Source organism: Nocardia sp. NBC_01329, assembly GCF_035956715.1.
Lineage (GTDB): Bacteria > Actinomycetota > Actinomycetes > Mycobacteriales > Mycobacteriaceae > Nocardia.
On record NZ_CP108381.1, the window covers coordinates 4,534,252 to 4,558,325 of the forward strand.

General features: G+C 67.6%; 21 protein-coding genes. 15 read left to right on the forward strand and 6 right to left on the reverse strand.

From position 1 onward, the window contains the following. Window positions 1-535: 535 nt before the first annotated feature. The 4 genes from OG405_RS20440 (at window position 536) to OG405_RS20455 (ending at window position 5,197) form a co-directional block, all read left to right on the forward strand. Complete coding sequence (locus OG405_RS20440) at window positions 536-967, forward strand: hypothetical protein (protein ID WP_327148075.1); 432 nt, start codon at window positions 536-538, stop codon at window positions 965-967. A 245-nt stretch (window positions 968-1,212) separates the two neighbouring features. Then, window positions 1,213-2,853 carry a ribosomal protection-like ABC-F family protein gene (gene abc-f / locus OG405_RS20445; RefSeq protein WP_327148076.1) on the forward strand — a complete coding sequence of 547 codons (1,641 nt, stop codon included), beginning with the start codon at window positions 1,213-1,215 and terminating at the stop codon, window positions 2,851-2,853. A 241-nt stretch (window positions 2,854-3,094) separates the two neighbouring features. Beyond that, window positions 3,095-4,561, forward strand: coding sequence for a hypothetical protein (locus OG405_RS20450; protein WP_327148077.1), 1,467 nt, complete (start codon window positions 3,095-3,097; stop codon window positions 4,559-4,561). A 45-nt stretch (window positions 4,562-4,606) separates the two neighbouring features. Then, entirely contained in the window at window positions 4,607-5,197 is a 591-nt protein-coding gene (locus OG405_RS20455) for a TetR/AcrR family transcriptional regulator (protein WP_327148078.1), read from the forward strand. Window positions 5,198-5,477: 280 nt separating this feature from the next. On the opposite strand, the gene OG405_RS20460 is transcribed toward OG405_RS20455, so the two are convergent. Then, complete coding sequence (locus OG405_RS20460) at window positions 5,478-5,957, reverse strand: Dps family protein (protein ID WP_327148079.1); 480 nt, start codon at window positions 5,955-5,957, stop codon at window positions 5,478-5,480. Window positions 5,958-6,226: 269 nt separating this feature from the next. Between OG405_RS20460 and OG405_RS20465 the strand changes: the two genes are divergently transcribed. Beyond that, the gene (locus tag OG405_RS20465; protein ID WP_327152426.1) at window positions 6,227-6,817 is read left to right on the forward strand and encodes a type 1 glutamine amidotransferase domain-containing protein; all 591 of its coding nucleotides are present in this window, start codon (window positions 6,227-6,229) and stop codon (window positions 6,815-6,817) included. A 183-nt stretch (window positions 6,818-7,000) separates the two neighbouring features. Here OG405_RS20465 and OG405_RS20470 read toward each other — a convergent pair whose 3' ends face one another. The 3 genes from OG405_RS20470 to OG405_RS20480 all read right to left on the reverse strand — a co-directional run bounded on the left by OG405_RS20470 (window position 7,001) and on the right by OG405_RS20480 (window position 11,040). Further along, window positions 7,001-8,215: an SfnB family sulfur acquisition oxidoreductase gene (locus tag OG405_RS20470; protein WP_327148080.1), complete on the reverse strand. Its 1,215-nt coding sequence runs from the start codon at window positions 8,213-8,215 to the stop codon at window positions 7,001-7,003. Further along, on the reverse strand, window positions 8,212-9,330 hold the full coding sequence (sfnG, locus tag OG405_RS20475) for a dimethylsulfone monooxygenase SfnG (RefSeq protein ID WP_327148081.1): 1,119 nt from the start codon (window positions 9,328-9,330) through the stop codon (window positions 8,212-8,214). Before sfnG ends, OG405_RS20470 begins: the two co-directional genes overlap by 4 nt. A gap of 333 nt (window positions 9,331-9,663) precedes the next feature. Next, window positions 9,664-11,040, reverse strand: a complete 1,377-nt coding sequence (locus tag OG405_RS20480) for a styrene monooxygenase/indole monooxygenase family protein (RefSeq protein ID WP_327148082.1) — start codon at window positions 11,038-11,040, stop codon at window positions 9,664-9,666. A 149-nt stretch (window positions 11,041-11,189) separates the two neighbouring features. Here OG405_RS20480 and OG405_RS20485 point away from each other — a divergent pair, with 149 nt between their 5' ends. Beyond that, window positions 11,190-11,681 carry a GAF domain-containing protein gene (locus OG405_RS20485; protein ID WP_327148083.1) on the forward strand — a complete coding sequence of 164 codons (492 nt, stop codon included), beginning with the start codon at window positions 11,190-11,192 and terminating at the stop codon, window positions 11,679-11,681. Between the two features lie 81 nt (window positions 11,682-11,762). Here OG405_RS20485 and OG405_RS20490 read toward each other — a convergent pair whose 3' ends face one another. Then, complete coding sequence (locus tag OG405_RS20490) at window positions 11,763-13,193, reverse strand: LLM class flavin-dependent oxidoreductase (RefSeq protein ID WP_327148084.1); 1,431 nt, start codon at window positions 13,191-13,193, stop codon at window positions 11,763-11,765. Continuing rightward, on the reverse strand, window positions 13,193-14,410 hold the full coding sequence (locus OG405_RS20495) for an acyl-CoA dehydrogenase family protein (protein WP_327148085.1): 1,218 nt from the start codon (window positions 14,408-14,410) through the stop codon (window positions 13,193-13,195). Before OG405_RS20495 ends, OG405_RS20490 begins: the two co-directional genes overlap by 1 nt. Window positions 14,411-14,604: 194 nt before the next feature. Between OG405_RS20495 and OG405_RS20500 the strand changes: the two genes are divergently transcribed. From OG405_RS20500 to OG405_RS20540, 9 genes are all read left to right on the forward strand, one after another. Further along, a complete protein-coding gene (locus OG405_RS20500) occupies window positions 14,605-15,750 on the forward strand; it encodes an LLM class flavin-dependent oxidoreductase (RefSeq protein WP_327148086.1) in 1,146 nt (381 codons plus the stop codon). A 569-nt stretch (window positions 15,751-16,319) separates the two neighbouring features. Further along, a complete protein-coding gene (locus tag OG405_RS20505) occupies window positions 16,320-17,600 on the forward strand; it encodes a cytochrome P450 (protein ID WP_327148087.1) in 1,281 nt (426 codons plus the stop codon). A gap of 132 nt (window positions 17,601-17,732) precedes the next feature. After that, window positions 17,733-18,398, forward strand: a complete 666-nt coding sequence (locus OG405_RS20510; protein WP_327148088.1) for a GntR family transcriptional regulator — start codon at window positions 17,733-17,735, stop codon at window positions 18,396-18,398. A gap of 178 nt (window positions 18,399-18,576) precedes the next feature. Next, window positions 18,577-19,908: a nucleobase:cation symporter-2 family protein gene (locus tag OG405_RS20515; protein ID WP_327148089.1), complete on the forward strand. Its 1,332-nt coding sequence runs from the start codon at window positions 18,577-18,579 to the stop codon at window positions 19,906-19,908. After that, on the forward strand, window positions 19,905-20,963 hold the full coding sequence (locus OG405_RS20520; RefSeq protein ID WP_327148090.1) for a ring-opening amidohydrolase: 1,059 nt from the start codon (window positions 19,905-19,907) through the stop codon (window positions 20,961-20,963). The genes OG405_RS20515 and OG405_RS20520 overlap by 4 nt, the downstream gene beginning before the upstream one ends. A 29-nt stretch (window positions 20,964-20,992) precedes the next feature. Then, window positions 20,993-21,694, forward strand: coding sequence for a biuret amidohydrolase (biuH, locus tag OG405_RS20525; protein ID WP_327148091.1), 702 nt, complete (start codon window positions 20,993-20,995; stop codon window positions 21,692-21,694). After that, a complete protein-coding gene (locus OG405_RS20530) occupies window positions 21,691-22,347 on the forward strand; it encodes an alpha/beta fold hydrolase (protein ID WP_327148092.1) in 657 nt (218 codons plus the stop codon). Before biuH ends, OG405_RS20530 begins: the two co-directional genes overlap by 4 nt. Before the next feature lie 357 nt (window positions 22,348-22,704). Next, a complete protein-coding gene (locus OG405_RS20535; protein WP_327148093.1) occupies window positions 22,705-23,229 on the forward strand; it encodes a hypothetical protein in 525 nt (174 codons plus the stop codon). Window positions 23,230-23,240: 11 nt separating this feature from the next. Continuing rightward, window positions 23,241-24,047, forward strand: a complete 807-nt coding sequence (locus tag OG405_RS20540; protein ID WP_327152427.1) for an alpha/beta fold hydrolase — start codon at window positions 23,241-23,243, stop codon at window positions 24,045-24,047. Window positions 24,048-24,074: the final 27 nt, after the last annotated feature.

The following is a 24,074-nucleotide window of genomic DNA, read 5'->3' on the forward strand; positions in this document are numbered from 1 at the left end:
TCTTTACTTCTGCTGGTCGCGAAGGTTCTGGGGTTCAGGTAGTAATCGCGGAAATCCGCTCTCGGTGCCGGGCACGATCGATCAAGACCACTGGAACCGGATGCAACACACCGAAGCGGGCAGGCACATTTCGACCGGACTTCCAGTCGCTCAATCCGACTCCCGCGCTCCAGGGTCGGCCGGTCCGGGGCGTCACCGGCAAGCATGTTGGAGGTGGCAGCGCTCGGGCCCGACGGCTCGAATGCGGGCATGGAAGTGCCCGAATCGAGATCTCGGCACAGGTCGCGGGTGTACCGCCGGCACCTTCCGGTGCCCGTTGGCGAGAAAGCCGCTCCTACGGTCGGTTGCGGGTGGCCGCTACCGCACGGCGCGTCCGCCCGGGTGCCGCACCGGTCACGGTCGCGGCACGGTTACAGCTCCGGCGCGTATCCGCGCAGCCCGCCCGAAAATTACGGACCATTGCCGACCACCTGCGGCGATAGCTACGATCGATCAGCTCGAACGGGTGGGGGACTCGACAGAACGGAGTCGAACCATGAGGCCGAAAACGCGCATCGGGCGCGTCGGTTCCCGACTTCTCGGCGCGACCGTCGGAGCCGCCGCTCTATTCTTCGCCGCCGCCGCTCCCGCGGCCGCGCTCCCCTGGGCCCAGGTGGCGCCGGCCGCCGACGGGCCGAACCCACAGGTAGAGCTGCACAGCTACTGCGAGGAACCCGGCGAGGTCGGGCACCTCGCGGACGGCACCACCGTCTACTGCTCGGCGGTACAGGGCTCCGACTCGTTCGCGTGGTCGTACTACTCCGAACCCCTGCCGATGGACCCGAATACCCGCGATTATGTCTGCGACAGCGCCAGCTGCGCGTATCAGGACGGGTCCACGGTGCCCGATGAGCAGCGGTGCGGAATACAGTGCGGCGAACCACCGACCACCGGCGACGTCGAAACCCATCTCGCCCCCCGCCCGTGAGCTCCGGTCCTTTTCCGGGCCGGTCATCCGGTCGGCCGGGCCCGGTCGGCTGCTATCGTGAACAGGGCATCTTCGACACAGAGAGATCGACCATGGTTGGTGAACTCGACATCTCCGGAGCCACCCGGCTCTGACGGCCACCAGTAGGGCGCGCATGAGGCGCCGCTGTAGTGGCCGTTTCGTCGTTCACTTTCCCTCTTCGTGGCAGCTCTATGCGCCCGAACGACAAACGAGGTCTCTCCCACATGTCCGAAACTTTCATTGTCGGTTCGAACCTGTCGTTCTCCTGGCCGGACGACACTCCCGTGTTCACCGATCTGTCCTTCAGCGTGCCCGCCGGGCGGACCGGCCTGGTCGCCCCGAACGGTGCCGGCAAGAGCACGCTGCTCCGGTTGATCGCCGGGGATCTGGCGCCTCGCAGCGGCAACGTCTCCGTCGACGGCCTACTCGGGTACCTTCCGCAGACCCTGCCGCTCACCGGCGATATGGCCGTCGCCGAAATATTGGGTATCGCGCCCGTCCTGGCCGCACTGGACGCCGTGGAATCCGGCGACACCGCCGAGGAGCATTTCACCACCATCGGCGCGGACTGGGATATCGAGGAACGCACCCGCGCCCAGTTGGAACGACTGGGACTGGGTGATCTTTCGCTGACCCGGCGATTGCGCACGCTCAGCGGCGGCCAGGTGGTGTCGCTGGGGCTGGCGGCCCAGCTGCTCCGGCGGCCCGATGTACTACTGCTCGACGAGCCGACCAACAACCTCGATCTCGACGCCCGGCATCGGCTCTACGATCTGCTGGCCGATTGGAAGGGTTGTCTGCTGCTGGTGAGCCACGACCGGGCGCTGCTGGACCGGATGGACCGGATCGCCGAACTGCACTCCGGTGAGATCCGCTTATACGGAGGTAGTTTCACCGCGTACGAGGAGGCGGTGCGCGCCGAGCGTGCGGTCGCGGAGAAGAACATCCGCAACGCCGAACAGGAGGTCAAACGGGAGAAACGCGAACTCCAGCAAGCCCGGGAGCGCGCGGCGAAGCGAACGAGCAACGCGGCCCGGAATCTGAGCAACGCCGGCTTGCCCAAGATCTTCGCCGGAACGATGAAACGTAATGCCCAGGAATCGGCCGGCCGGGCGAACGAGACCCACGCGGCCCGGGTCGATGCCGCGAAGAACCGGCTCGACCGGGCCGAGCGCACACTGCGTCCGGAGCAGCGGATCACCCTGCAGTTACCGGATACCGATGTCCCGGCCGGGCGCACCGTGTTCGCCGGTGCGCGGATCCGGTACCGGTTCGGCGAACAGGACATCTTCACCGGTGACGGCTCGGATCTGACGATCCGGGGACCGGAGCGGATCGCCTTGACCGGACCGAACGGTGCGGGCAAGTCCACCCTGCTGCGGCTCATTCACGGCGATCTGGCGCCGGAGAGCGGTTCGATCACCCGTGCCGAAGGCCGGGTCGCGTACCTGTCCCAGCGACTGGACCTGCTCGACCTCGACCGCACTGTGGCCGAGAACCTGGCCGCGTTCGCTCCGAACCTACCCACTCCGCAACGACTGAACCTGCTGGCACGCTTCCTGTTCCGGGGTTCCCGGGTCGACCTCGCGGTGGGTGCGCTCTCCGGTGGCGAGCGGCTGCGCGCCACCCTGGCCTGTGTCCTGTTCGCCGAGCCGGCGCCGCAGTTGCTGCTGCTGGACGAGCCGACCAACAACCTCGACCTGGTCAGCGTCGGGCAGCTCGAGAGCGCGCTCGACTCCTACCGGGGAGCGTTCGTGGTGGTCAGCCATGATGAGCGGTTCCTCGCCGAGATCGGGGTCCAGCGCCGGCTGCTGCTGTCCGGTGGTCGGCTGAGCGAGGTCGCCGGGCCTGTCGGCGACGACTGAATTCGAACCGCGAGGCAGCCCGAACTGGGGGTTGAGGAGCGTCCGGGAGTGAAGTCACGGTGAGCGGGCCGGCCCGGTTCCGGACACGTTCCGAAACCACCTCCGCGCTATCGAGTAGGGCCGTCGCGTCTCCGGTCCGGCGCATCAGCCGGATCGGAGACGCATCGCCATTAATAGCTACGGTTGTGTAGCTACGTAATTGTAGCTACGTTGGTGGAGTCATCTTCCGAGAGAGGCCACCATGACCGACGCCCTGCCCATCGCCGTCGACTGGACGACACCGACGATCACCTCCCGCACCACCCTGACCACCCATCTGTGGACCGCACCGCCGCTCCGGCGCAGTTCGCCGATCCACGACAGATCCTGGGCGGCGCTCCGCGAACTCCGGACCGACTACACGCGATTTCTGCCCTGGTGGTCCTCACCCAAACTGTCCGTACCCGAACTCGATCCGCCGGCCGAGGGCAGGACCTCCTGGGACTTCGGCCGACTCGACGAATTCGTGGACGACTTCCTGGACGCCACACAGGGCCGGTCCGTGGTCGCGAATTTCGCCACCATTCCAACCTGGATGTTCGACACTCCGGAACCCGTAGTGGTACAAGACGATCCGTCGGCGACTCATTGGGATTACGAACAGGGCACCGAGTTCCGTGACCGTACGCTCACCCAGGTAGCCGAGCATTTCGAGCGGATCGGCCGCTGGTACATCGACGGCGGGTTCACCGACCAGTTCGGCGTGCGCCACGAATCCGGCCGGCACCACCGGTTCGCGTACTGGGAGGTGTTGTGCGAACCCGATGTGGGGCACAAGCTGTCGCCACAGGAGTACACGCGGCTGTACGACGCCGTCGTCGAGAGGCTGCGCCCCCTCGATCCGGAGATGAAATTCGTCGGGCTCTCGCTCAGCCTGATCGATTTGGATCCGGAGTACTTCTGGTATTTCCTGGACCCGGCCAACCACAAGGACGCCATTCCACTGGACGCCTTCTCGTACCACTTCTATGCGACCCCGGATATCCTCGACCCGATCTCACTGACCGGCAACGCCCCCTTCGGGGAATGGCACGGCAAGCTCTTCTCACAAGCAGACGGTTTCCTCCGCCAGGTGCAATTGATCGAATCGATCAAACGCCGTCTCTCGCCGGAGACCGCGACACATATCAACGAGCTCGGCACCTTCGCGCCCGATATCGTCAACCCGGATCCCGATGCTCCCGCGGACTATTGGGCGCTCAGCGGTGCGGTCGTCGCCTATCTCTGGGCACGCCTGACCGAACTCGGTATCGATCTCGTGGGAGTCGCGGAGTTCATCGACTACCCGGGGATGATCTACGGGGCCTCACTCCTCGACTGGAACACCGGAGAACCCAATGCCCGCTACCGGTCGCTGAAACTGCTGCTGGACAACTTCGCACCGGGCGACACCGTCCACCGGGCAGGCGCCGCCCCCACGATGGAGTCCCCGGAGACCCGGGTGTACGGGCAAGCGTTCCGGTCTCCGGACGGCTCACGAAAGATTCTGCTCGTCAACAAATATCCCCAACCGGTCCGCGTGCGTTTCACCGATCCGGTGGATGCGATCACGACCGTCGATACCACCACCGGGAGCGGGCCGGCCGAGACGAGGCCGGTCGTGAACGGGGAGGTGGAACTCGGCCCGTTCGCCACCGCTGTCGCGACGGTGGGTATCGCCGCCGACTAGTCTGCACGGGACAGGTCCCGCGCGATTCCCGGAAGGACAGGTTCCATGTCCGCCTCACGTGGCCGCCGCAGCGATGCCGAAGTGGTGGCGACCGCACGTGCCGCGGTCGTCGAGGAACTCATCGAGGTGGGCCTGGCGAAGCTCACCATGGACGGGATCGCGCAACGCGCCGGTATCGCGAAAACCTCGCTGTACCGGCGCTGGGGCAGCCCGCGAGCGGTATTGCTGGACGCGTTGCGCGCCGACTTCCCGCAGGAGCGCCCGACACCGGCACCGACCGACGATCTCCGGCACGACCTGCTCGAAGCACTGCGGCTGATGGTGGCCTGGCTGGCCACCCCGACCGCGCGCGCCACCAGCGCGGTCCTCACCGAACGCGAGCGGTATCCGGAGTTGGCCGAGGCCATCTACCGCGAGGTGTTCGAGCCCAAGGGCGGACGTTTCACCACCACCGTCCTGCGGCACTACGCCGGCACCGGCCTCATCGACCCGGCGCGGCTCACCGCCGTGGTGCTCGATATCGGCGAGGCCCTGGTGCTGAAATTCGCCCTCGACTCGGGTGAGCTCCCCGGTGAGAGCACCCTCGCCGATATCGTCGATCAGGCGATTCTGCCCGCGGTCGGGCATCGCGCCTGAGCCCCTGGTCAGCGACCGCCGCGATACCGGCCAGCGATGGGACGGACCCGTGCGCGGTGAAGGACCCCAGAGGCTCCGTCCGGTCCGACCGCGACCCAGCCGGTTCACCGCCCATTCGGTGAACCACAGGGCACCGTCGGGGCGCTACTCAGCCCGTACGGCGATCCGGGAACCCGGACCACACTCGACTCCTCCTCGTACTCCGGCCCGATCGCGGCGTGGCCCACCTGTGCGGTCGCCCCGGCTCGGCACGGTGCCCGCCGAGGCGCGGGACGGCGTATCAGGCGGAGGCGAGCTGAGCCTGCCACATCCAGTGCAGCTGTTCGAGTCGGCCCGCGATCTGGATGAAAAGGTCCTGACTCACCGGGTCCGCCTTCTCGGTGGCCGCGATGCGCTCGCGCAAACGCACGATGACCGTGTTGAGGTTCTTGACGATGGCTTCGATGACATCGGTGTCCTGCTGCCAGCCGTCGGGGAACTCCAGACCGCCGGCCTCCTTGGCGACGGTGGCGGCACGGCCGTCCGGGCTGACCCCGATGGAGGTCGCGCGTTCGGCGGCGTCGTCGGTGAAATCACGGGCCGCGGTCACCAGCTCGTCCAGTGCGAGGTGGACGGAGCGGAAATTCCGGCCGAGGACGTTCCAGTGGGCCTGCTTGGCGATCAGCGACAGATCGATGAGGTCGATGACCGTGGCGCGTAGCGCCTCACCGGTGATGTGCTGCTGTTCCGGGTCGAGGGTGCTCTTGATGGGGACGTTCATCGTCGAATGCCTTTCTTCTCGTTCGCCGGTTCGCCGGACAAGAAGCGACTACCCGGACGTCCGTGGTCGAATCAGCGGCCGGCCCAGCTGTGCGCAACACCACTCACCGCTGCCGGTGCCGGTGCCCACGTTTCGCTGCGCGGCGCCCACGTTTCGCTGCACGGCGCCCGGGTAGCCCGCGGGGCAGATCGCAATCCGCGGCGGAAGGAGCACGATATGGCCCGCGACGAAAGGAGCACGATATGGCGCAGCGACGAAAGGAGCACGATATGGCGCAGCAGCACGACCTGACCGGACGGCGAATCGCGATTCTCGCGACCGACGGCGTAGAGCAGGCAGAGCTCGTCCAGCCCCGGTCGGCCGTCGAGGACGCCGGCGCGAGTACCGCACTGCTATCGCTGCGACCCGGCCGTATCCAGGCCATGAATCACGATGTGGAGAAAGGTGACACCTTCGCCGTGGACCGGGTGGTGGGCGAATGCGGCCCCGGCGAATTCGACGCACTGCTGTTACCGGGCGGCACCACGAATCCGGACAAATTGCGCCAAGACGGATCCGCGGTGGCCTTCGTCCGGGACTTCTTCGCTACCGGTAAGCCGGTCGGGGTGATCTGCCACGGGCCGTGGACCTTGGTGGAGGCGGACGTGGTGCGCGGCCGCACTCTCACCTCGTACCCGAGTGTGCGAACCGATATCCGCAATGCGGGCGGCACCGTCGTCGACGAGGAAGTCGTGAACGACCACGGCCTGGTATCCAGCCGCAACCCCCGCGACCTGCCCGCTTTCTGCGCGAAGATCGTCGAGGAGTTCGCCGAAGGGAAACATCCCGTGCATCCGGAGGGCGCGACGGCGTCCCGCTGACCGATCGGCACAGCCCGCCGGACGATCGCGGTAGCACCGCCGCCGCTCCCTACCCCGGCCGGACGCTCACCGGTGGCCGACCCACATTCGGCCACCGGCGGACCACCCGGCGAGGGAGCATTTCCCATCGGATGGCCTTCGTCCGGGCCAGATCACACCGCACAGTCAGATCACACCGCACAGTCAGATCACACCGTGCAACGGCGGCGGGCTGCCGTGCAGCAGGGTTCGTCCGATGTGCTGGTATTTCCACCGGACCGGGTCGTGCAGGGTATGGGTCCTGGCATTGCGCCAGAAATGGTGCAGATTGAGGTCGTCGGCCGCACTACGCGTCCCGCCCACCTCGAACAGCGCACTGGATACGTCGGTGGCGGCCCGATCGGCCAGGATCTTGGCGGTGGCGACGGCGATCGAGGCATCGGCCACGCGTTCCGGAGCCTCGCGCGCGGCATCCACGGCGGCCCCGGCGACAGCCAGGGTCGCCTCGGCCGCGGACACGGCCACAGCCAGTTCACCGAACCGCTGGATGAGCAGGGGATCGTCGATCGCCCTGCTCACCTTCGCCTCGAACCACGGCCGGCTCTTGTCCCGGGCGAACCCGGCAGCAGCGGTCAGTGCCCCGCGGGCGATTCCGGCGTCGATCGCGGCGTGCAGCAGCTGTGCGGAGGCCCCGTAGGCGGTCGGCTCGTCCACGGCGGCGGTACGGGCGACGAGTTGATCGCGCTCGACCACGACCCCGTCGAACGACACCGTCCCGCTTCCGGTGGTGCGCTGACCGAACCCGTTCCAGTCGTCCACGATCCGGACCCCCGGGGTATCGGCCGGAAGAAACACGACGTACTGGCCGGACGGTAGCCCGGACACCCCGCCGGCGTCGTCCAGCCGGGTCAGCACGGCCAGGTAGTCGGCGAACAGTGAACCGGTGCAGTAGTACTTGACCCCGTCGATCCGGAACTGCCGCGCACCCGCGAGCGGCTGGACCGTGGTGGCGATATCGGCGACCGTCGCCCCACCGCGCTCGGACTGCGCGTTCGCGATCTGCGCGCCGTCCAGGACACCGGTCAGATAGCGGCGCTGCTGTTCGGCTGAACCGGCCAGTTTCAGCAGGTTCACGTACACGAAATGGCTGTGCGGGATCTGCGCGATATTGGGATCGGCGATCGCGAGCAACCGCACCACCTCGGCGACCGCGCTGGGGGGCAGATCGGCGCCGCCGTGGACCGCGGGCACCGTCACGGCGAGCAGGCCGCTGGCGGCCAGCTTGCGCAGTTCGGCGAAGGGCAGCGCGCGTTCCCGGTCGCGGTGCGCGGCGTCCACCGCGAATTCGGCGGCGAGTTCCGCGGCGGCCGTGCGGGCCTGCTCCGCGGAGGTGATGCGGGCCGCCCCGACGGCGGTCATCGCCCCGCCACCGCAGCGGGACGTCGCGCGGCCTCCAGTTCACGCACCAACGGCAGCACCTTGGCACCGAAGTACTCGATCTCCTCCTGGAAGTGCAGGAATCCGCCCAGGATGAGGTCCACGCCGAGTTCGCGGTAGGCGACGATCCGTTCGGCGACCTGTTCGGGCGTGCCGATCAGTTTGCTCCGGAAACCATCGTTGTACTGGACCAGATCCTCGAAGCTCGAATCCGCCCACATCCCCTTCCCGTCGCGGGTCGAGGCACCGGCCTGCTGCACCGCGTCCCGGAAACCCGCCACCGCGGGCTTGTTCGCCTTATCGATGATCTCGCGCAGGGTGTCGTGGGCTTCGCGCTCGGTATCGCGGGCGATGATGAAACCGTTGAGCCCGAATTTCACTTCGCGGTCGTGGGCACGAGCGACAGCGCGCAGATCGTCGAGCTGTTCGGTGACGCCGTCGAAATCCTTACCGTTGGAGAAATACCAGTCGGCGTAGCGTCCGCCGTTACGGCGAGCCGCACTGGAATTACCACCCTGGAACAGTTCGGGGTTCGGGCGCTCCGGGGTGTTGAGCGGTTTGGGCTTGAGCGTGAAATCGCGGATTCGGTAGAAATCGCCGCCGTAGTTCACCTGGTCCTCGGTCCAGATCTTGCGGATCACCTCGAGGAATTCCGCGCTGCGCCGGTACCGCTCGTCGTGTTCGAGCCACGGCTCACCGAGCGCGGTGAATTCCCCGGCGAACCAGCCGGAGACCACATTGATGGCGAACCGGCCGCCGGACAGATGGTCGGCGGTGGCACCGAATTTGGCGAGCACGGCAGGATGCCACAGACCGGGGTGCACGGCCGCGATCACCTTCAGCCGTTCGGTGGCGCCGAGCAGCGCCAGGCTGAACGAGGTGGATTCGTGCTGGAACTCGGCACCGTAGGACGCGGTGTAACGGACCTGAGAGAGCGCGTAATCGAACCCGTTGCGTTCGGCGGTCTGCGCGAGCTTCTTGTTGTATTCGAAATCCCAGCCGGTGCGCTGTTCGATCTCACTGGTCACCAGACCGCCGCTGACATTGGGCACCCAGTAGGCGAACCGGATCTGGTCGGTGGTCTTCTCGGTACTCATCGAGCCTCCCTCGAGCTGGTACATGCGGTCCGCGGAGGCCGCAGCGAAGGCGGAGGTATCGCATCATCGCCGCTCCCGCTGCTCGCCGTGGGTGTTTGTCGTCTGGACGCCGGGCACGACAACCCCTGTACCCGGCGCGCGTTCAGTTCACCAGCGAGGTCGGCGGTGTTACGAGGTTTTGAATCTGCGGGATCGCATCCCGCAACGGCCGCGACGGGCGGCAGGCCCGTGCACCTCCGGCGGCCCGCACCCGAGTACCGGCTCCTGCCCCCGGTACTCGGGTTCGCAGCCGGCGCCCAGGCGGCCGCCGAGTCGCCGGGGTTCCGGCGCCGGTCAGGCCGAGGTCGCGGCGGCTCCGTTGTACTGAGACCTGCTGAAACGCCCGGCGGGTTGGAAGCGGCCCAGCACTGTGGCCGCGTCCTCACCGGTGACCTGCGCGATGAGGTCGTGCGCGTCCGCCACCGAGTTCACCGAACGCGCCGCCTGCGGGCGGTGCAGTGTGCCCACGAGCGCCGAGGCGAACCGCGGATCGGCCGCCGCCGCACTGAAGAACTGGCCGCCGATCTCGGCGAATTCGGGGTCGCTGAGGAACAGGCGGGTGACCTTGGCGGCATCTTCGGCCCGAGCGTCCAGGAACGCCTCGTACTGGGTGGTGATCCAGGCGTCGTCGAACGCGCCCTCGTGTGACGCGGCCGCCGCGACCAAGCGCTGTGCCTGGATGAGCCCGCTCTGCGCGCCCTGCCCTGCGACCGGGTCGTAGGCCACGGCGGTATCCCCGAGCGCCGCCACCGGGTGGCCGCTCGTGGTGTGCCCGACACCGCGCCGGAACAGCGGCCGGACCGCGCCCTTGAGCCAGGAATACGGATCGTCGGCGAGCACCTTCGTGGCGAGCACCTCCGGCAGATCCCAGTCGAGGTAGTCGCGGGAGAGGTCGGTCACGATCCGATGCGCCGATTCTGCCGAATCGGCGGCCGCGAAGCGCTTCTCCCAGTCGCCGCCGGGCCGCGCCCAACCCAGGAAAGCCCAGGTCGGCCCCGCGTCCTTGTGCAGGTACGGCCCCCACCACGCCTCGCCTTCCTCGGCGAGGATGGAGAAGCCGCTGCGCCCGCCACCGGCCGGGCTGCGATGAGCGAACACCGACTCGTCGTGCGGCAGGCCCGTGACGGTGACGGTGAGCAGATTGCGCTGCGGTGCGTCGTAGACGGTGCGCGTCTCGTCCACTGCGAACAATTGGGAGAGACCGCCGCGGCCGGTGGCGACCAGGGTGAGGTCGTTATCGGCGGCGATCGGGTCGAGCCGTTCGGGTGTCACCGGATCCACGACGAACCGACCGCCGCGTTCCAGGAAGGTGGTGAGCCGTTCGTCGGCTTTGAGCCGGGTATCGACGGCTAGGCCGTGGTAACCGTCGAAGGCGCCGTCGAAGGCGATCAGCTCCTCGCCGCCACCGGCGACGCGGACGGTGAGACCGCTGTGCAGCGGTGCGCGGTCGAGGTAGGTGGGCAGGCCGAGTGCTTCTTCGGCGGCCTGGGCCTCACCGAAGATCAGCGCGGTACCGGTCGCGGGTACTTTGTCGCGCAGATCGCGCTGGTCCTTATCGCTGTAGACGGTGACCGTGAACCCGGCGTCGAGCAGGCCGAGCGCCGCGGTGACGCCGGTTTGTCCCGCTCCGATCACGGCGGCTTTGCGGTGGGAAGTGTTCTGCGTTGTCATAGCGCCATGGTCACGATCGCGGCGGCCGAGCTGCACCATTACACTCATCGCGAGTTGATGCCGAACAACACCGCACCGCAGCCCTTTTCGTGACATCATCGACGATTGCCACCGAAACAGGACCGGATCGCCCGCTCTACCATCCGTATATGACGTTCGATCTCGTCCCGCTGACCGGCGACCGCGCCGAGGGCTACCGGCAACTCACCGCCCGGGCCGCCGCGCTGCTCGCCGGCGAATCCGACCGGACCGCGAACGCCGCCAATCTGAGTTCGCTGATCTACCACAGTCTGGCGGAGGTCAACTGGGCCGGTTTCTACTTCTACGACGGCCGGGAGCTCGTCGTCGGGCCTTTCCAGGGAAAACCGGCGTGTGTGCGGATCAGGCTGGGCGCGGGCGTGTGCGGCACCGCGGCGCACACCCGCCGAACCCAGCTGATTGCCGATGTGCACACCTTCCCCGGCCATATCGCCTGCGACGCCGACAGTCGCTCGGAGATCGTGGTGCCGCTGGTGCACGCGGGTGAACTGGTCGGCGTTCTCGATCTCGACAGTCCGCGCCCCGGCCGGTTCGACGAGACCGACCGGCGCGGGATCGAATCGGTCGCCGAGGTCTTTCTGGAGTCGCTGGCGCGAACCTGAGCGCTCGTCTCGGCGACCGCGACGGGCCCGGCGCGGGTCGTGAACCACCCCTCAGGGCCGGGCGCGATGATGCCGTGGTGATCAGGTGATCAGTTCCCCGGAGATATTGCGCGACACTTCGTCCGGCAGCACGGTGGAGCCCGGCCCGCCCACGCGGTACCGCGCGCCGCGATGTTCCGGCGGCAACCGGTCCCCGCGCTCGAACAGCGCGTTGCGCAGGGTCCCCGGCACATACTCCGTGGGGTAGGCACCGCGTTCGGTGAGCACGGGGATCACGTATCGCACGATGTCCTCGAAGGTCCCGGGCGTGATCGCGTAGGCGAGATTGAACCCGTCCACATCGGTGTCCTGTGCCCACTCCTGCAACCGGTCGGCCACCGTCTCGCCGGAGCCGACGAATACCGGCCCGATTCCGCCGATCCCGGCCCACCGCCCGATATCGCGAACCGTCCATTCCCGGCCGTCGTCGTCGAACTCCTGGAACGCGGCCACCGCCGAACGGATGGCATTGCTCTGCACCTCGCCGATCGGGTCGTCGAGGTCGTAGCGGGACAGATCGATTCCCATCCAGCCGGACATGAATACCAGCCCGCCCTCGACGCTGGCGTAGGACAGGTACTCCTCGTGTTTACGTCGCGCGTCCTCGTCGGTGGCAGCGGTGACGATGGTGGCCAGTGCGTAGATCCGGGCGGCGTGACGATCGCGGCCCGCCGCCTCGAGCGCGTCGCGGATACCGGACACCGTCTGTGTGAGCACTCGTTTCGACGGCGCGGCGACAAAGATGGCCTCGGCGTTCTCGGCGGCGAACCGCACCCCGCGTGGCGAGGCACCCGCCTGAAAGATCACCGGTGTGCGCTGCGGCGACGGCTCGGACAGGTGTACACCCGGAACGGTGTAATGCTTTCCGCTGTGGCCGATATGGTGCACCTTGGCGGGATCCACATAGATATTGCGCACCGGATCCCGGACGACCGCGTCGTCCTCCCAGGACCCCTCCCACAATTTGTAGAGCACTTCCAGGTACTCGTCGGCCTGGTCGTAGCGATCGTCGTGGTCGAGTTGATCATCGGCACCGAAATTGCGTGCCGCCGAGCGCAGATACCCGGTGACGACGTTCCAGCCGACCCGGCCACCGGTCAGATGATCGAGGGTGGACAACCGGCGGGCGAACGGATACGGGTGTTCGAAACCGGTCCCGGTGGTGATCCCGAATCCGAGATGTTCGGTCACCGCGGCCATCGCCGAGACCAGGAGCAGCGGATCGGCCACCGGGGTCTGCGCGCCCTGCCGCAGCGCCGCGCGATCGTCACCGCCGTACACGTCGTAGGTGCCCAGCACATCGGCGATGAAGAGTCCGTCGAACCGGCCGCGTTCCAGCAGTGCCGCCAGTTCGGTCCAGTAGTTCAATTCCTTGTAGCGGTGCGACTGATCATCGGGATGCCGCCACAGCCCGGGAGACTGGTGGGCGACACAGTTCATATCGAAGGCGTTGAACCGGATCCGCCGGGTCATCACACCGCCCCTTCGGCGGGCTTGCGTTCCCCCGCGCTCCAGGCGAACGGTAACTGGGTGCCGTTCAGTAGATGATCACCGATGGCCCGCGCCTTCTGAATGGCCGGGTTGTGCACCGAAATGGTGCGCGCATTGCGCCAGTGCCGGTCCAGCCGCAACCCCTCCGAGGTGATGGATGCCCCGCCCACCTCGAACAGCTGAGTTGTGGCGGCCAGCACGGTATCGATCACACCGAGTTGCGCCTGGGCCGCGGCGAGTTCGGCCTCGATCAGGCTCTGTTCCTCGGTGGCTCCGGCGGCGAGTACCTCGTCGAGCACATCGGCGACGGCCAGGACGCTGGCGCGGGCGCCGAACGACGCGGCCGACAACCGGCCGATCACCTGCTGCACCAGCGGATCGTGGCGGGGCAGATCCGCCGCGGAATGGGTGTAACCGCGGCGACGGGCGGCGACCCACTCGCGAGTGTCGCGTTCGGCGCGTTGCGCGATTCCAGCTAGGACCGCGAGCTGGAAAAGCTGCAGGTAGGAGGTCGAATAGGTCGCGCCCGCGGCACCGTAGCCGGGGCCGAGGATCCGGTCCTGCGGTACCGCGACCCCGGTGAATTCGGTGGTGCCGCTGGCGGTCAGCCGCTGCCCGAAACCGTCCCAGTCGTCGTGCCGGCGCACCCCCTCGGCCTCGGCGTCCACCAGCACGCTGACCCGCTCACCGTCCCGGTCGGCGGCGACCAGGATGTGGTCGGCGTAGAGCGATCCGGTGCTGTAGTACTTCGTCCCGTCGAGCACCCAGCCTTCCCCGGACTGCGTCAGCCGGGTCTGATACCGGCCCACCGCCCCGATGCCCGGCTCGGTGATCGCATTGCCGACCAGTGTCCCCTCGGAAATCGTGCGCAGCCACTGTTCGCGCGCCGGCCCCGCCTCGGCGAGCAGCTGGTCCTCCACGAACACGAAGTGCACGCGCAGTGCCTGCGGCAGATTCGATTCGGCCGCGGCCAGCTCGATCAGCTGCCGGAACAGCTGGCGCACGCTCGCCCCGTACCCGCCGTATTCGACGGGCACCCGTAGCGCGCCGAACCGCGCCGCGCGCAACCGGCGCACTTCGTCGTAGGCGAGCCGGCGGTCGATCTCGCGCTCGACCGCGCCGGCCGCGATATCGGCGTAGATCGGCGCGAACACCGCGTCCAGATCGGTATCGGAGACAGGTTGTGCGGTGGAAGTCATCCGCTCACGATCACCGACACCGCGGGCCCGCTCACCGGTTACACGCAGTCAGATCGAAACAATCGGCGGGCAAAGAATCCCGCCGATTCCAACCGGTGACTGGACGAGCGGAACCGGTCAGGATCACAGATCGGCCCGGCGAGGAGCTCGGCCACCCCACTGTCCGTTCCAGAGCCCCTCGAAGGAGGATTCCGGTGAGTCTGTCGTTCCACTGGTTCCTGCCCACCTACGGCGATTCGCGCGGCCTGATGGCCGGTGGTCACGGCACATCGATGTCCGGTGACCGTCCCGCCTCGCTGCGCTACCTGAACCAGATCGCGGGCGCGGCCGAGGAGAACGGCTTCGAGGCGGTCCTCACCCCCACCGGCGCCTGGTGCGAGGACGCCTGGCTGGCCACCGCCATGCTCGTGGAGACCACCGAAACCCTGAAATTCCTGGTGGCGTTCCGCCCCGGCCTGGTGAGCCCGACCCTGGCCGCGCAGATGGCCGGTACCTACCAGCGGCATTCCCGGGGCCGACTACTGCTCAACGTGGTCACCGGTGGCGAACCGCACGAACAGCAGGCGTTCGGCGATTTCCTGAACAAGGAGCAGCGCTACGAGCGCACCGGCGAATTCCTGCACATCGTGCGCGAACTGTGGGAGTCACGGGAACCGATCAGCTTCGAGGGCACACATCTTCAGGTGCGAGGCGCCCTACTCAACAACCACCCCGACCCGGTACCACCGGTCTTCTTCGGTGGCTCCTCCGCCGCCGCCGGGCCGGTCGCCGCACGGTACGCCGACACCTACCTGACCTGGGGCGAACCGCTGGTGGCGGTCGGTAAGAAACTGGAGTGGATCCGCGGCCTGGCCGCCGAACGCGACCGCACCCTCGATTACGGCATCCGGCTGCACGTCATCACCCGCGACACCTCCGAAGCCGCCTGGGCCGAGGCCGACCGGCTGCTACAGGGCATCGATCCGGCCGATATCGAACGGGTGCAGGCCAACCTGGCGAGCAGCGAATCCGAAGGCCAGCGGCGCATGCTCGACCTGCACGGCGGCCGGACCGACCGCCTGGAGATCGCCCCCAACCTGTGGGCGGGTGTCGGCCTGGTCCGCGGCGGGGCGGGCACCGCACTGGTCGGGTCGCACGAAGAGGTCGCCGAACGGCTCATCGAATACTCGCGACTCGGTATCGGCCACTTCATCCTCTCCGGCTACCCGCACGTCGAGGAGGCGTACTGGTTCGGTGAGGGCGTCCTGCCGATCCTGGAGAAGAAGGGATTGTGGCGCCGGTCGGTCGACCGGCCCGTCGCAGCCACCGGAACCCCGTTCGCCACCGCCTCCACCAGCTGAATCACCGCCATACCCACCGGCCGGACGTAGCCCACCGTTTTCGCCGGAACCGGGCTACCGTGAGTGGGTGGGTGAGTCGGTATCGCTCGGTGAGGTCCAGGAGGCTCTGCTGATTCCCCGTTACGGCCGCGCGCACTGACCGGCCGACCCGCCCGGATCGGTTCGGCCATCGGCGGCAGCATCACCGAAGTCCCGTCACGGCTTCTGCTGCGGGACACGACATCTGCGGGTACCATGTCCGCCAGGTGTTTGCCCCTTCCCTGGAAAGGGTATGTGGCTCACCGCGAAGTTCTGCTCATAGATTGCGATCGCTTCGACCGAGGGGAGCATAGGCCAGCAGCGCACTCTATCCATTGTGCTGGCGGCCGGCGGCGCGGGCCGAAGTCGAGTGGCAAGCCCTGCCGCACTGTGATCATCGGCAGTCCCGTATCCCCGATCTGCGTCCACCGGCACGAGAAACAGGGTATGCCTCTCCACGCATGCCTCGTGTCAGCGGGCGCCTCGGGTTCGGCCGACAACCCCTTCCGTCGAATTCCCTCGACAACTATCGATTCGTTTGGAGTTTCTCTGTGTCTATCCCCCAGCCGCTGGAAACGCCGCAGTCTTCCTATGACGGCTGCCCGATCGTGCCCAGCTCGGTGATCGATGAGGACGGACCGCGAGTAGCGATATACACAAAGGAATTCGCCGCGGATCCGCAGCGCGTATACCTGGAGCTGAGGGCCCGCTACGGATCACTGGCACCGGTGGAGATCGCCCCGGGTGTGCCGGCCACCCTTGTCGTCACCTACGAGGCCGCCAAGCGAATTCTGCACGACCCCGAGCACTTTCCGGCCGACCCCCGGATGTGGGAGGCGAACGTACCGCTCGACTGCCCGGTCCGGCCGATGTTGCAGTGGCGGCCGAATGCCCTCCGCAACTCCGGAATCGCACATACTCGGCTGCGCGCGGCGAACACCTTCGCCATCAACGGGATCGACCTGCACGGCGCGCAGTCCTTGGTCGAGAAGGTCGCGGTGCCGCTGATCAACGCCTTCTGCATCGATGGACACGCCGATCTGCTCGAACAGTTCGTGCACCCGCTCGTCTTCGAGGTCCTCAACACCCTGGTCGGCTGCTCGGCCGATATCGGGGCGCGTGTCGCGCAGGGCATGGCCGCCGTATTCGATACCTCCGCGGATGCCGAACAGGGCAACGCGATACTGGAATCGGCGCTGTACGAACAAACCGTGCACAGGATCGCCGAGCCCGGCAACGACATCACTACTCGGATGATCGCGCACAGCGCGAACTTGACCGAGGAGGAGGTGATTCACCAACTTGTCGTCATATACGGGGCGGGGATCGAACCGACGGTCAACCTCATCTTGAATACGTTGCGACTGATGCTGACCGACGACCGGTTCGGCGGGGAGATGGTCGGCGGTAGCCTCTCGACCGTGGACGCACTGGAGGAGTTGCTGTTCACCGATCCGCCGCTGGCGAACTTCTGCTTCAGTTATCCGCGGCAGCCGATCCTCATCGACGGCGTGTGGCTACCGGCGCATCAGCCCGTGCTGATCAGCATGTCCGCGTGTAACAACGATCCCGCGGTACATACCGCAGTACACAGCGGAGGTTTCACCGCCAATCGATCCCACCTCGCCTGGGGCGCCGGTCCGCATTCCTGTCCCGCGAAGGACATCTCTTCCACCATCGCTCGCGTGGCGATAGATCAACTGCTCGATGCGCTACCCGATATCGAGTTGGCGGTCTCCGTCGAGGATTTGCAGTGGCGGTCCGGGCCCTACCATCGCTCCTTGGCGGGCTTGCCGGTCACGTTCGCACCTGCTCCGCCGATGACTGTGTGATCACTCGCGCCGCCGCCTCGGGCGCCCTGAGCCGCCGGCTCTTCGGGCTGTCCTTCTCGGTGTCGTAACACTGCTGGTTACGCTCGACCTCGAGGTTGTGTCTCACCAGGGAACCGGGGCTAACCTCACCAGGTGACCACTGCCCAGCACCCCGGCCGGACCGCCCCGGGCGCCGCGGTCGCGGACGCCGTGCGCGAGGACATTCTCGCCGGTCGGTTGTCCCCCGGCGACCGGCTGCGCGAAGTGGATCTGGCGGAGCGGTTCGGGGTGTCCCGGGTACCGGTCCGCGAGGCACTGTCGCAGTTGCAGAGCGAGGGGTTCGTCACGCTGGTGCGCTATCGCGGGGCCACCGTATCGGCGCCGTCGGGGTCGGCGGCGCGGGAACTGGTACAGATCCGGCGGGGGTTGGAGGTGCTGGCGGCGCAGCTGGCGGCACGGTCTCGGGGCGGGACGGTGGCGGCGGAACTCCAGCGGGTGGTGGAGCGGGGCCGGTCGGCCGATCTGAGCCACGCTCACGACGAGCTGCCGCCGTTGATCCTGCGGTTCCACACGCTGGTCGCCGAGGCGTCGGGTAATCAGCAGTTGCGGGCGATGCTGGAGCAGATCCTCGAGCGGGTGTCCTGGATTTTCGGGCAGCGGCTGGAGAGCCGAACCCATATCTCGTGGAGCGATCACGCCGCCATCGCGCAGGCGATTCTCAACGGCTCGCCGGTCCAGGCGGGGTATCTGATGGATGAGCACATCGCCCGGGACGAAGAGCTGCTCGCGGATATGGACGCCGAGGGTTCCAGCGCCTGAACAGGCTCGACCCAGCAGAGACCGGTCGGCATGAACGCCAGGTTTGTATACAAATCTTCTTCGGCGTTGCGCGTCACTTGCACAGTTCACCGGCATGGAACCTCGAGCAACATCGGCGAAACAGTATTTGTATACAAATTCTGGTGTTGCTTATTTCTTCTGCCCGAGGCCAGGTCCCATGTCCACAGACGCTGCCCCGACCCAGTCGCCGCCGCTGGCTCCACCCGCTCGCCTACCGTTCTGGCGCACAACACTGTTCGGTATCCAGCACGTGCTCGTCATGTACACCGGCTGCGTCGCGGTCCCGCTGGTCTTCGGCGCGGCCCTCGGGCTGGACACCTCCACCATCGCCACCCTGGTGAACGCCGACCTCCTGGTCGCCGGCGTCATCACCCTCGTGCAGGCCCTCGGTATCGGGAAACTGCTCGGGGCCCGGATGCCGGTGGTGGCGGGTGCCTCCTTCACCGCGGTGACGCCGATGATCCTGATCGGCGAGGAGTACGGCCTGTCCGCCGTCTACGGCGCCATGATCGCGGCGGGCATCTTCGGCATGCTGGTGGCGATCCCGTTCGCCGCGCTGGTGCGGTTCTCCCCGCCGATGGTGCGGGGCGCGGCGGTCACCATGATCGGGTTGTCGCTGATCGGCAAGGCCGTATCGATGACCTTCGGTGACGAACCGGCGGGTGGCGCGCCGCTGGCGCTGGCTGCCGGGGTGGTCCTCACGATCGTCGTCCTGATGCGTTACGGCCGCGGCATCGTCGCGCAGTCCGCGGTACTGATCGCGCTGGTGCTCGGAACCCTCGCGGCCGCGGCGCTCTCGCTCACCGATTTCAGTGCCGTCGGCACGGCCGCCTGGTTCGGCCTGCCCGACCCGTTCCTGTTCGGCACCCCCACCTTCCCGATCGCCGGGATCATCTCGATGTGCCTGGTGATGCTGGTGATCTTCACCGAATCCACCGCCTACCTGATGGCCACCGCCGACCACCTCGGCCGCCCGCTGGAACCGAATCGGCTCGCTCGCGCGCTGGGCGCCGACGGAGCCTCCGCCGTGCTGGGCGGGTTCCTGACCTCGTTCCCCGACACGATCTTCGCCCAGAACGTCAGCCTGGTGCGGATGACCGGGGTGTCGAGCCGCCGGGCGGTCGCTCTCGCGGGCGGGCTGCTGGTGGCGCTCGGTCTGGTGCCGAAGATGGGCGAGGTGGTCGCCAATCTGCCGGGCGCGGTGATCGGTTCGGTGAGCCTGGTCATGTTCGCCACCGTCGCCGGCGTCGGAATCGCCACCCTCGCCCGGGTCGACTACACCCGCAACGACAACCTGCTCGTCGTCTCGCTGGCCATGGGGATCGGCATGATCCCGGTGGTCGCGCCGGAAGTCTACGAAGGGCTCCCATCGTCGGTCCGGATCATCGCCGGCGGCGCGATCACCAGCACCGTCATCGTGGCCTTCGTCCTCAATCTCGTCTTCAACCACCTCACCCCGGACCGCACCCAGAAGGAGAGCGCCGCATGACCGGTATCGCCCTGTTGACCGTGCCCACCACCGATCCCGGCGATACCGCCCCCTTCGAAATACTGACCGGAGCCGGTTACCGCACCGGCGACCTCGTCTCGGTGATCGGCAAAACCGAGGGCAACGGCTGCGTCAACGATTTCAGCCGCACGCTGGCCACCGCCGTCTGGGAACCGCGTATCCCGGAAGCCGCGGTCACCGTGTTCTCCGGTGGCACCGAGGGGGTGCTGAGCCCACACGTGAACATGTTCGTCCGCGACGACCGCCACCACGCGGGTTTCGATCGAGGCCTGGTCGCGGCCGCACGCCGCAGCCGGGCACTGGATCCCGGGGAGATCGGGCGGGCGGGCCAGATCGACACGGTCGCCGACACTGTGGGCAAACTGCTCGCCGAGCTCGGCGTGACACCCGCCGATGTCCATCTGGTGCTGGTGAAATGCCCGCTGCTCACCTCGGACAAGATCACCGCGCTGCATGCCGCGGGCCGGGCGCCCGTCGCTACCGATACCTATGCGTCGATGGGCTGGTCGCGGGCGGCGAGTTCACTCGGAATCGCCGTCGCACTGGGTGAATGCGACCGGGAGACCGCGCTGCGCGCCCTGGCCGGCGACGCCGATGTCTGGTCGGCCCGGGCCTCCGCCAGCGCGGGCGCCGAACTCGACGACTGCCATGTGCTGGTGGTCGCCGAGAGCCCGACCGCGGCCAACCCGCTGCGCGCCTTGCACGGGCAGATGGCCGATGCGATCGACCTGGCCTCGGTGCAGCAGCTGTTGGCGCGGGTGACGGCGGCCGGGGGCACGGTGCGGCAGATCTTCGCCAAGGCGGAGGCCGATCCCCGCGGCTCGGTGCGGGGTCTGCGGCACACCATGCTCACCGACTCCGATATCAACGCCACCCGGCATGCGCGCGGTGCCGTCGGCGGTCTGTTGGCGGCGCTCAAGGGCGACGGCGCGGTGTATGTATCCGGCGGCGCCGAGCACCAGGGTCCACCGGGCGGCGGCAGCATCACCGTGATCTACGAACTCCCCACCCCCGAAGGGACCGATGCGCCATGAGCACCACGACGCGACAAGGAGCTCACCGCATGACCCCCACCACTGTGGACGCCACCCCATACACCTGGCCCTTCGACGGCCCGATCGACCCCGCCCGCACCGCGCTGCTGTTGATCGACTGGCAGCTCGATTTCTGCGGACGCGGCGGTTACGTCGACCAGATGGGCTACGACCTCTCGCTGACCCGAGCCGGCCTGGAACCCACCGCGCGGGTCCTCGCCGCCGCACGCGAGCTCGGCCTGACGGTGATCCACACCCGCGAAGGGCATCGCCCCGATCTCGCCGACCTGCCCGCGAACAAGCGCTGGCGGTCGGCGCGGGCCGGTGCGGAGATCGGCAGCGCCGGCCCGTGCGGACGCATCCTGGTGCGCGGCGAACCGGGCTGGGCGATCGTGCCCGAGGTCGCGCCGATTCCCGGCGAACCGGTGGTCGACAAACCCGGCAAGGGCGCCTTCTACGCCACCTATCTCGACCTGCTGCTGCGCAGTGCGGGTATCACCCACATCATCCTCACCGGTATCACCACCGATGTCTGCGTGCACACCACCATGCGCGAAGCCAACGACCGCGGCTACGAATGCCTGATCCTGTCCGACTGCACCGGCGCCACCGAACGCGAACACCACGAAGCGGCGCTGAGCATGGTCACCATGCAGGGCGGGATCTTCGGTGCGGTCGCCACGTCCGACCAGTTGCTGGCCGCGCTCGGGAAGCAGTCCGTCACCGCATGAGAGTCGTTCTGATCCACGGGGTGGCCACGGACAGCCGGGTGTGGGCGGCCACGGTCGCCGCACTCGGCCCGGCCGTCGAGGTCCACACCCCCGACCGGCCGCAGTCGGGCGATATGGAGACCGAGATCACCGCTCTCGCGTCACTGTGCGAGGGAGCGTTCGTGGTGGGGGTCAGCGGCGGTGCGACGCTCGGCTTGGAGATGGCTTCCCGAGGAGTCGAATTCGCGGGCGCGCTATTGCACGAACCGGCGGCCGGATCGCTCGCACCGGGACTGCTCGACGAGGTCGCGCGGTCCTTCGAGCGGGCGGGTGTGGCGGGGTTCGGCAGGACGCTCTACGGTCGCAGTTGGTCACCGGAACTCACCGTCGCCACCCGCGATACGGTCGCCGGAGAGTTGGCGATGTTCCGAGCGTTCGAACCCCGTCCGGTGGGCACCCTGGCGGATCGGATCACCGTGACGGTGGGGCAGCATTCCGCGCAGGCCCGCCATCGATCGGTCCGCGACCTCGGTACAGCACTCGGCCTCGAGTACCGGGTCCTTCCCGGGACCGGGCACGCCGCGCACCTGGAGATCCCCGCACAGCTGGCGCACTGGATCCGGCAGCGTACCGGCGTCGGTCTCGGCTCCTATCCGATACCGCCGTTTCCGTGACCACCGCGCGCTGTTCAGAGCCTTTTCCGCGGGAACGAGCGCCGTTCCGGCCGGCCCCGACAGGCATCCGGACCCATTTGTGCTGGGCGCACGAGAGCACGCCGTTGTTTCATGACGTCCGCCCATAGGAGAAGCGACCGAGGCACCATACGCTGACATTGCCCGGTCCCATCGGGCACGAACCGAAACTCCTCGTTCGTACCAGGCCACGACGAGGAAATCGGCACCGATCGGAGTTCGATGTTCCGCGGTCGAGAGGTACAGCGCTCGCACAGCCCGGCGGGTGGGCCGCTGCTCTCTCCCTAGAACCCCATCGGTTCATCCCACCGGAATCCATCGCGAAAGTACGACTCACGAATGCCGCTTCAGCTGTATCTCGCGCCGCAATACGGATTGTCGCCACACCATGGCTGTGCATTACCGCTGCCCAGCCCGACCGAGTTGCTGTACGCGGTCGGCGGCCGGAGAGCCGAGGGACCGGTGTGCCGCCTCGCATCCGCGCTGTCGGAGTCCTACCGGCTCGAATCGGGCCCCGCCGGAGATCGGGCGCGATCTCGCCGGCGGATCCTGATCGCCGAGATCAACGCATGGAGCTCACAACACCTACCCGCGCCCACCGCGGGTGTCCGCGTCTACGAGCGCACCCTCGGCGAGCTCATCGATGTGATCGCCGCTGGTGCCGCGCGCGCGTTCCATCTCCTGGGGCACGACGATCCGGCCGGCGAGCTCATGCACGCGGAATGGACTCGCCTGGCGGAACTACAGATCGCCTACCGCGATCTGGTGCACGATATCGAGATCGGACGATGCTGCCTCCCGGGCGAACCGCACCTTCGGGCGACTCGTCCGCGGCGCGTGGCCGGAACGGGAGAACCGGCGTGAGCGGGTCGGATATGGATATCCCCACCGAGTTGGGCACGCTGCGGGTCCGGGTCACCGGATCGGGGCCGGCGATGCTCCTGTGGCCGAGTCTGCTGATGGACCACACCCTCTGGGACGCGCAGGTCGCCTATTTCTCGCCGCGTTTCACCACCATCGCCGTCGATCCACCGGGCCACGGCGCGAGCACACCGCTCGCCCGACCTTTCACCTTCGAGGAATGTGCGCGATGTGTCCTCCAGATCCTCGACGCACTGGGTATCGACCGCGCGCATTTCGTCGGAAATTCCTGGGGCGCGATGATCGGCGCCACTTTCGGCGCGGTCCATCCCGAGCGAGTGCTGACCGCCGTGCTGATGAACGGGACCGCCACACCGGCCGGGATGCGCCAGCGCCTCGAATTCCGAGCCCTGCTCGCGTTCGCTCGAATCCTCGGCGGATACCGGGGGCCGCTCACCCGTTCCGCGCTCTCCGCCTTCCTCGGTCCGACAACCATGCGGACCAGACCGGATGTGGTCGCGCGAGTACGGCACACTGTGCGCGCCAACGACGTCGGGTCGACCCGGCACGCGGTGCACAGTGTGGTCATCCGCCGGCCCGATCAGCGACAACTGCTCGACCGGATACGCACGCCCACAGCGGTCGTCGGTGGCCGACAGGATTCGACATTCCCGCCCGCCGAGGTCGAGGAGCTGGCGCGTAGCGTCCCCGGAGCCGAACTGTCGTTCCTGGAAGACGGTCATCTACTCGCAGTAGAAGTACCGGACCAGGTGAACTCCCTGATCGACGACTTCCTCCGCCGGCACGAACCGCACGGCTGAAATCCGCATCCGGCGATCCGATCCGGG

Bases quoted from the DNA above. Each gene is read 5' to 3' on its own strand.
- sfnG (WP_327148081.1), bottom strand. From the start codon at position 9,330: ATGAGTACCGAGAAGACCACCGACCAGATCCGGTTCGCCTACTGGGTG.
- OG405_RS20455 (WP_327148078.1), top strand. From the start codon at position 4,607: ATGTCCGCCTCACGTGGCCGCCGCAGCGATGCCGAAGTGGTGGCGACC.
- OG405_RS20540 (WP_327152427.1), top strand. From the start codon at position 23,241: ATGGATATCCCCACCGAGTTGGGCACGCTGCGGGTCCGGGTCACCGGA.
- OG405_RS20495 (WP_327148085.1), bottom strand. From the start codon at position 14,410: ATGACTTCCACCGCACAACCTGTCTCCGATACCGATCTGGACGCGGTG.
- abc-f (WP_327148076.1), top strand. From the start codon at position 1,213: ATGTCCGAAACTTTCATTGTCGGTTCGAACCTGTCGTTCTCCTGGCCG.
- OG405_RS20485 (WP_327148083.1), top strand. From the start codon at position 11,190: ATGACGTTCGATCTCGTCCCGCTGACCGGCGACCGCGCCGAGGGCTAC.
- OG405_RS20520 (WP_327148090.1), top strand. From the start codon at position 19,905: ATGACCGGTATCGCCCTGTTGACCGTGCCCACCACCGATCCCGGCGAT.
- OG405_RS20490 (WP_327148084.1), bottom strand. From the start codon at position 13,193: ATGACCCGGCGGATCCGGTTCAACGCCTTCGATATGAACTGTGTCGCC.
- OG405_RS20440 (WP_327148075.1), top strand. From the start codon at position 536: ATGAGGCCGAAAACGCGCATCGGGCGCGTCGGTTCCCGACTTCTCGGC.
- OG405_RS20460 (WP_327148079.1), bottom strand. From the start codon at position 5,957: ATGAACGTCCCCATCAAGAGCACCCTCGACCCGGAACAGCAGCACATC.
- OG405_RS20535 (WP_327148093.1), top strand. From the start codon at position 22,705: ATGCCGCTTCAGCTGTATCTCGCGCCGCAATACGGATTGTCGCCACAC.
- biuH (WP_327148091.1), top strand. From the start codon at position 20,993: ATGACCCCCACCACTGTGGACGCCACCCCATACACCTGGCCCTTCGAC.
- OG405_RS20450 (WP_327148077.1), top strand. From the start codon at position 3,095: ATGACCGACGCCCTGCCCATCGCCGTCGACTGGACGACACCGACGATC.
- OG405_RS20515 (WP_327148089.1), top strand. From the start codon at position 18,577: ATGTCCACAGACGCTGCCCCGACCCAGTCGCCGCCGCTGGCTCCACCC.
- OG405_RS20470 (WP_327148080.1), bottom strand. From the start codon at position 8,215: ATGACCGCCGTCGGGGCGGCCCGCATCACCTCCGCGGAGCAGGCCCGC.
- OG405_RS20465 (WP_327152426.1), top strand. From the start codon at position 6,227: ATGGCGCAGCAGCACGACCTGACCGGACGGCGAATCGCGATTCTCGCG.
- OG405_RS20530 (WP_327148092.1), top strand. From the start codon at position 21,691: ATGAGAGTCGTTCTGATCCACGGGGTGGCCACGGACAGCCGGGTGTGG.
- OG405_RS20480 (WP_327148082.1), bottom strand. From the start codon at position 11,040: ATGACAACGCAGAACACTTCCCACCGCAAAGCCGCCGTGATCGGAGCG.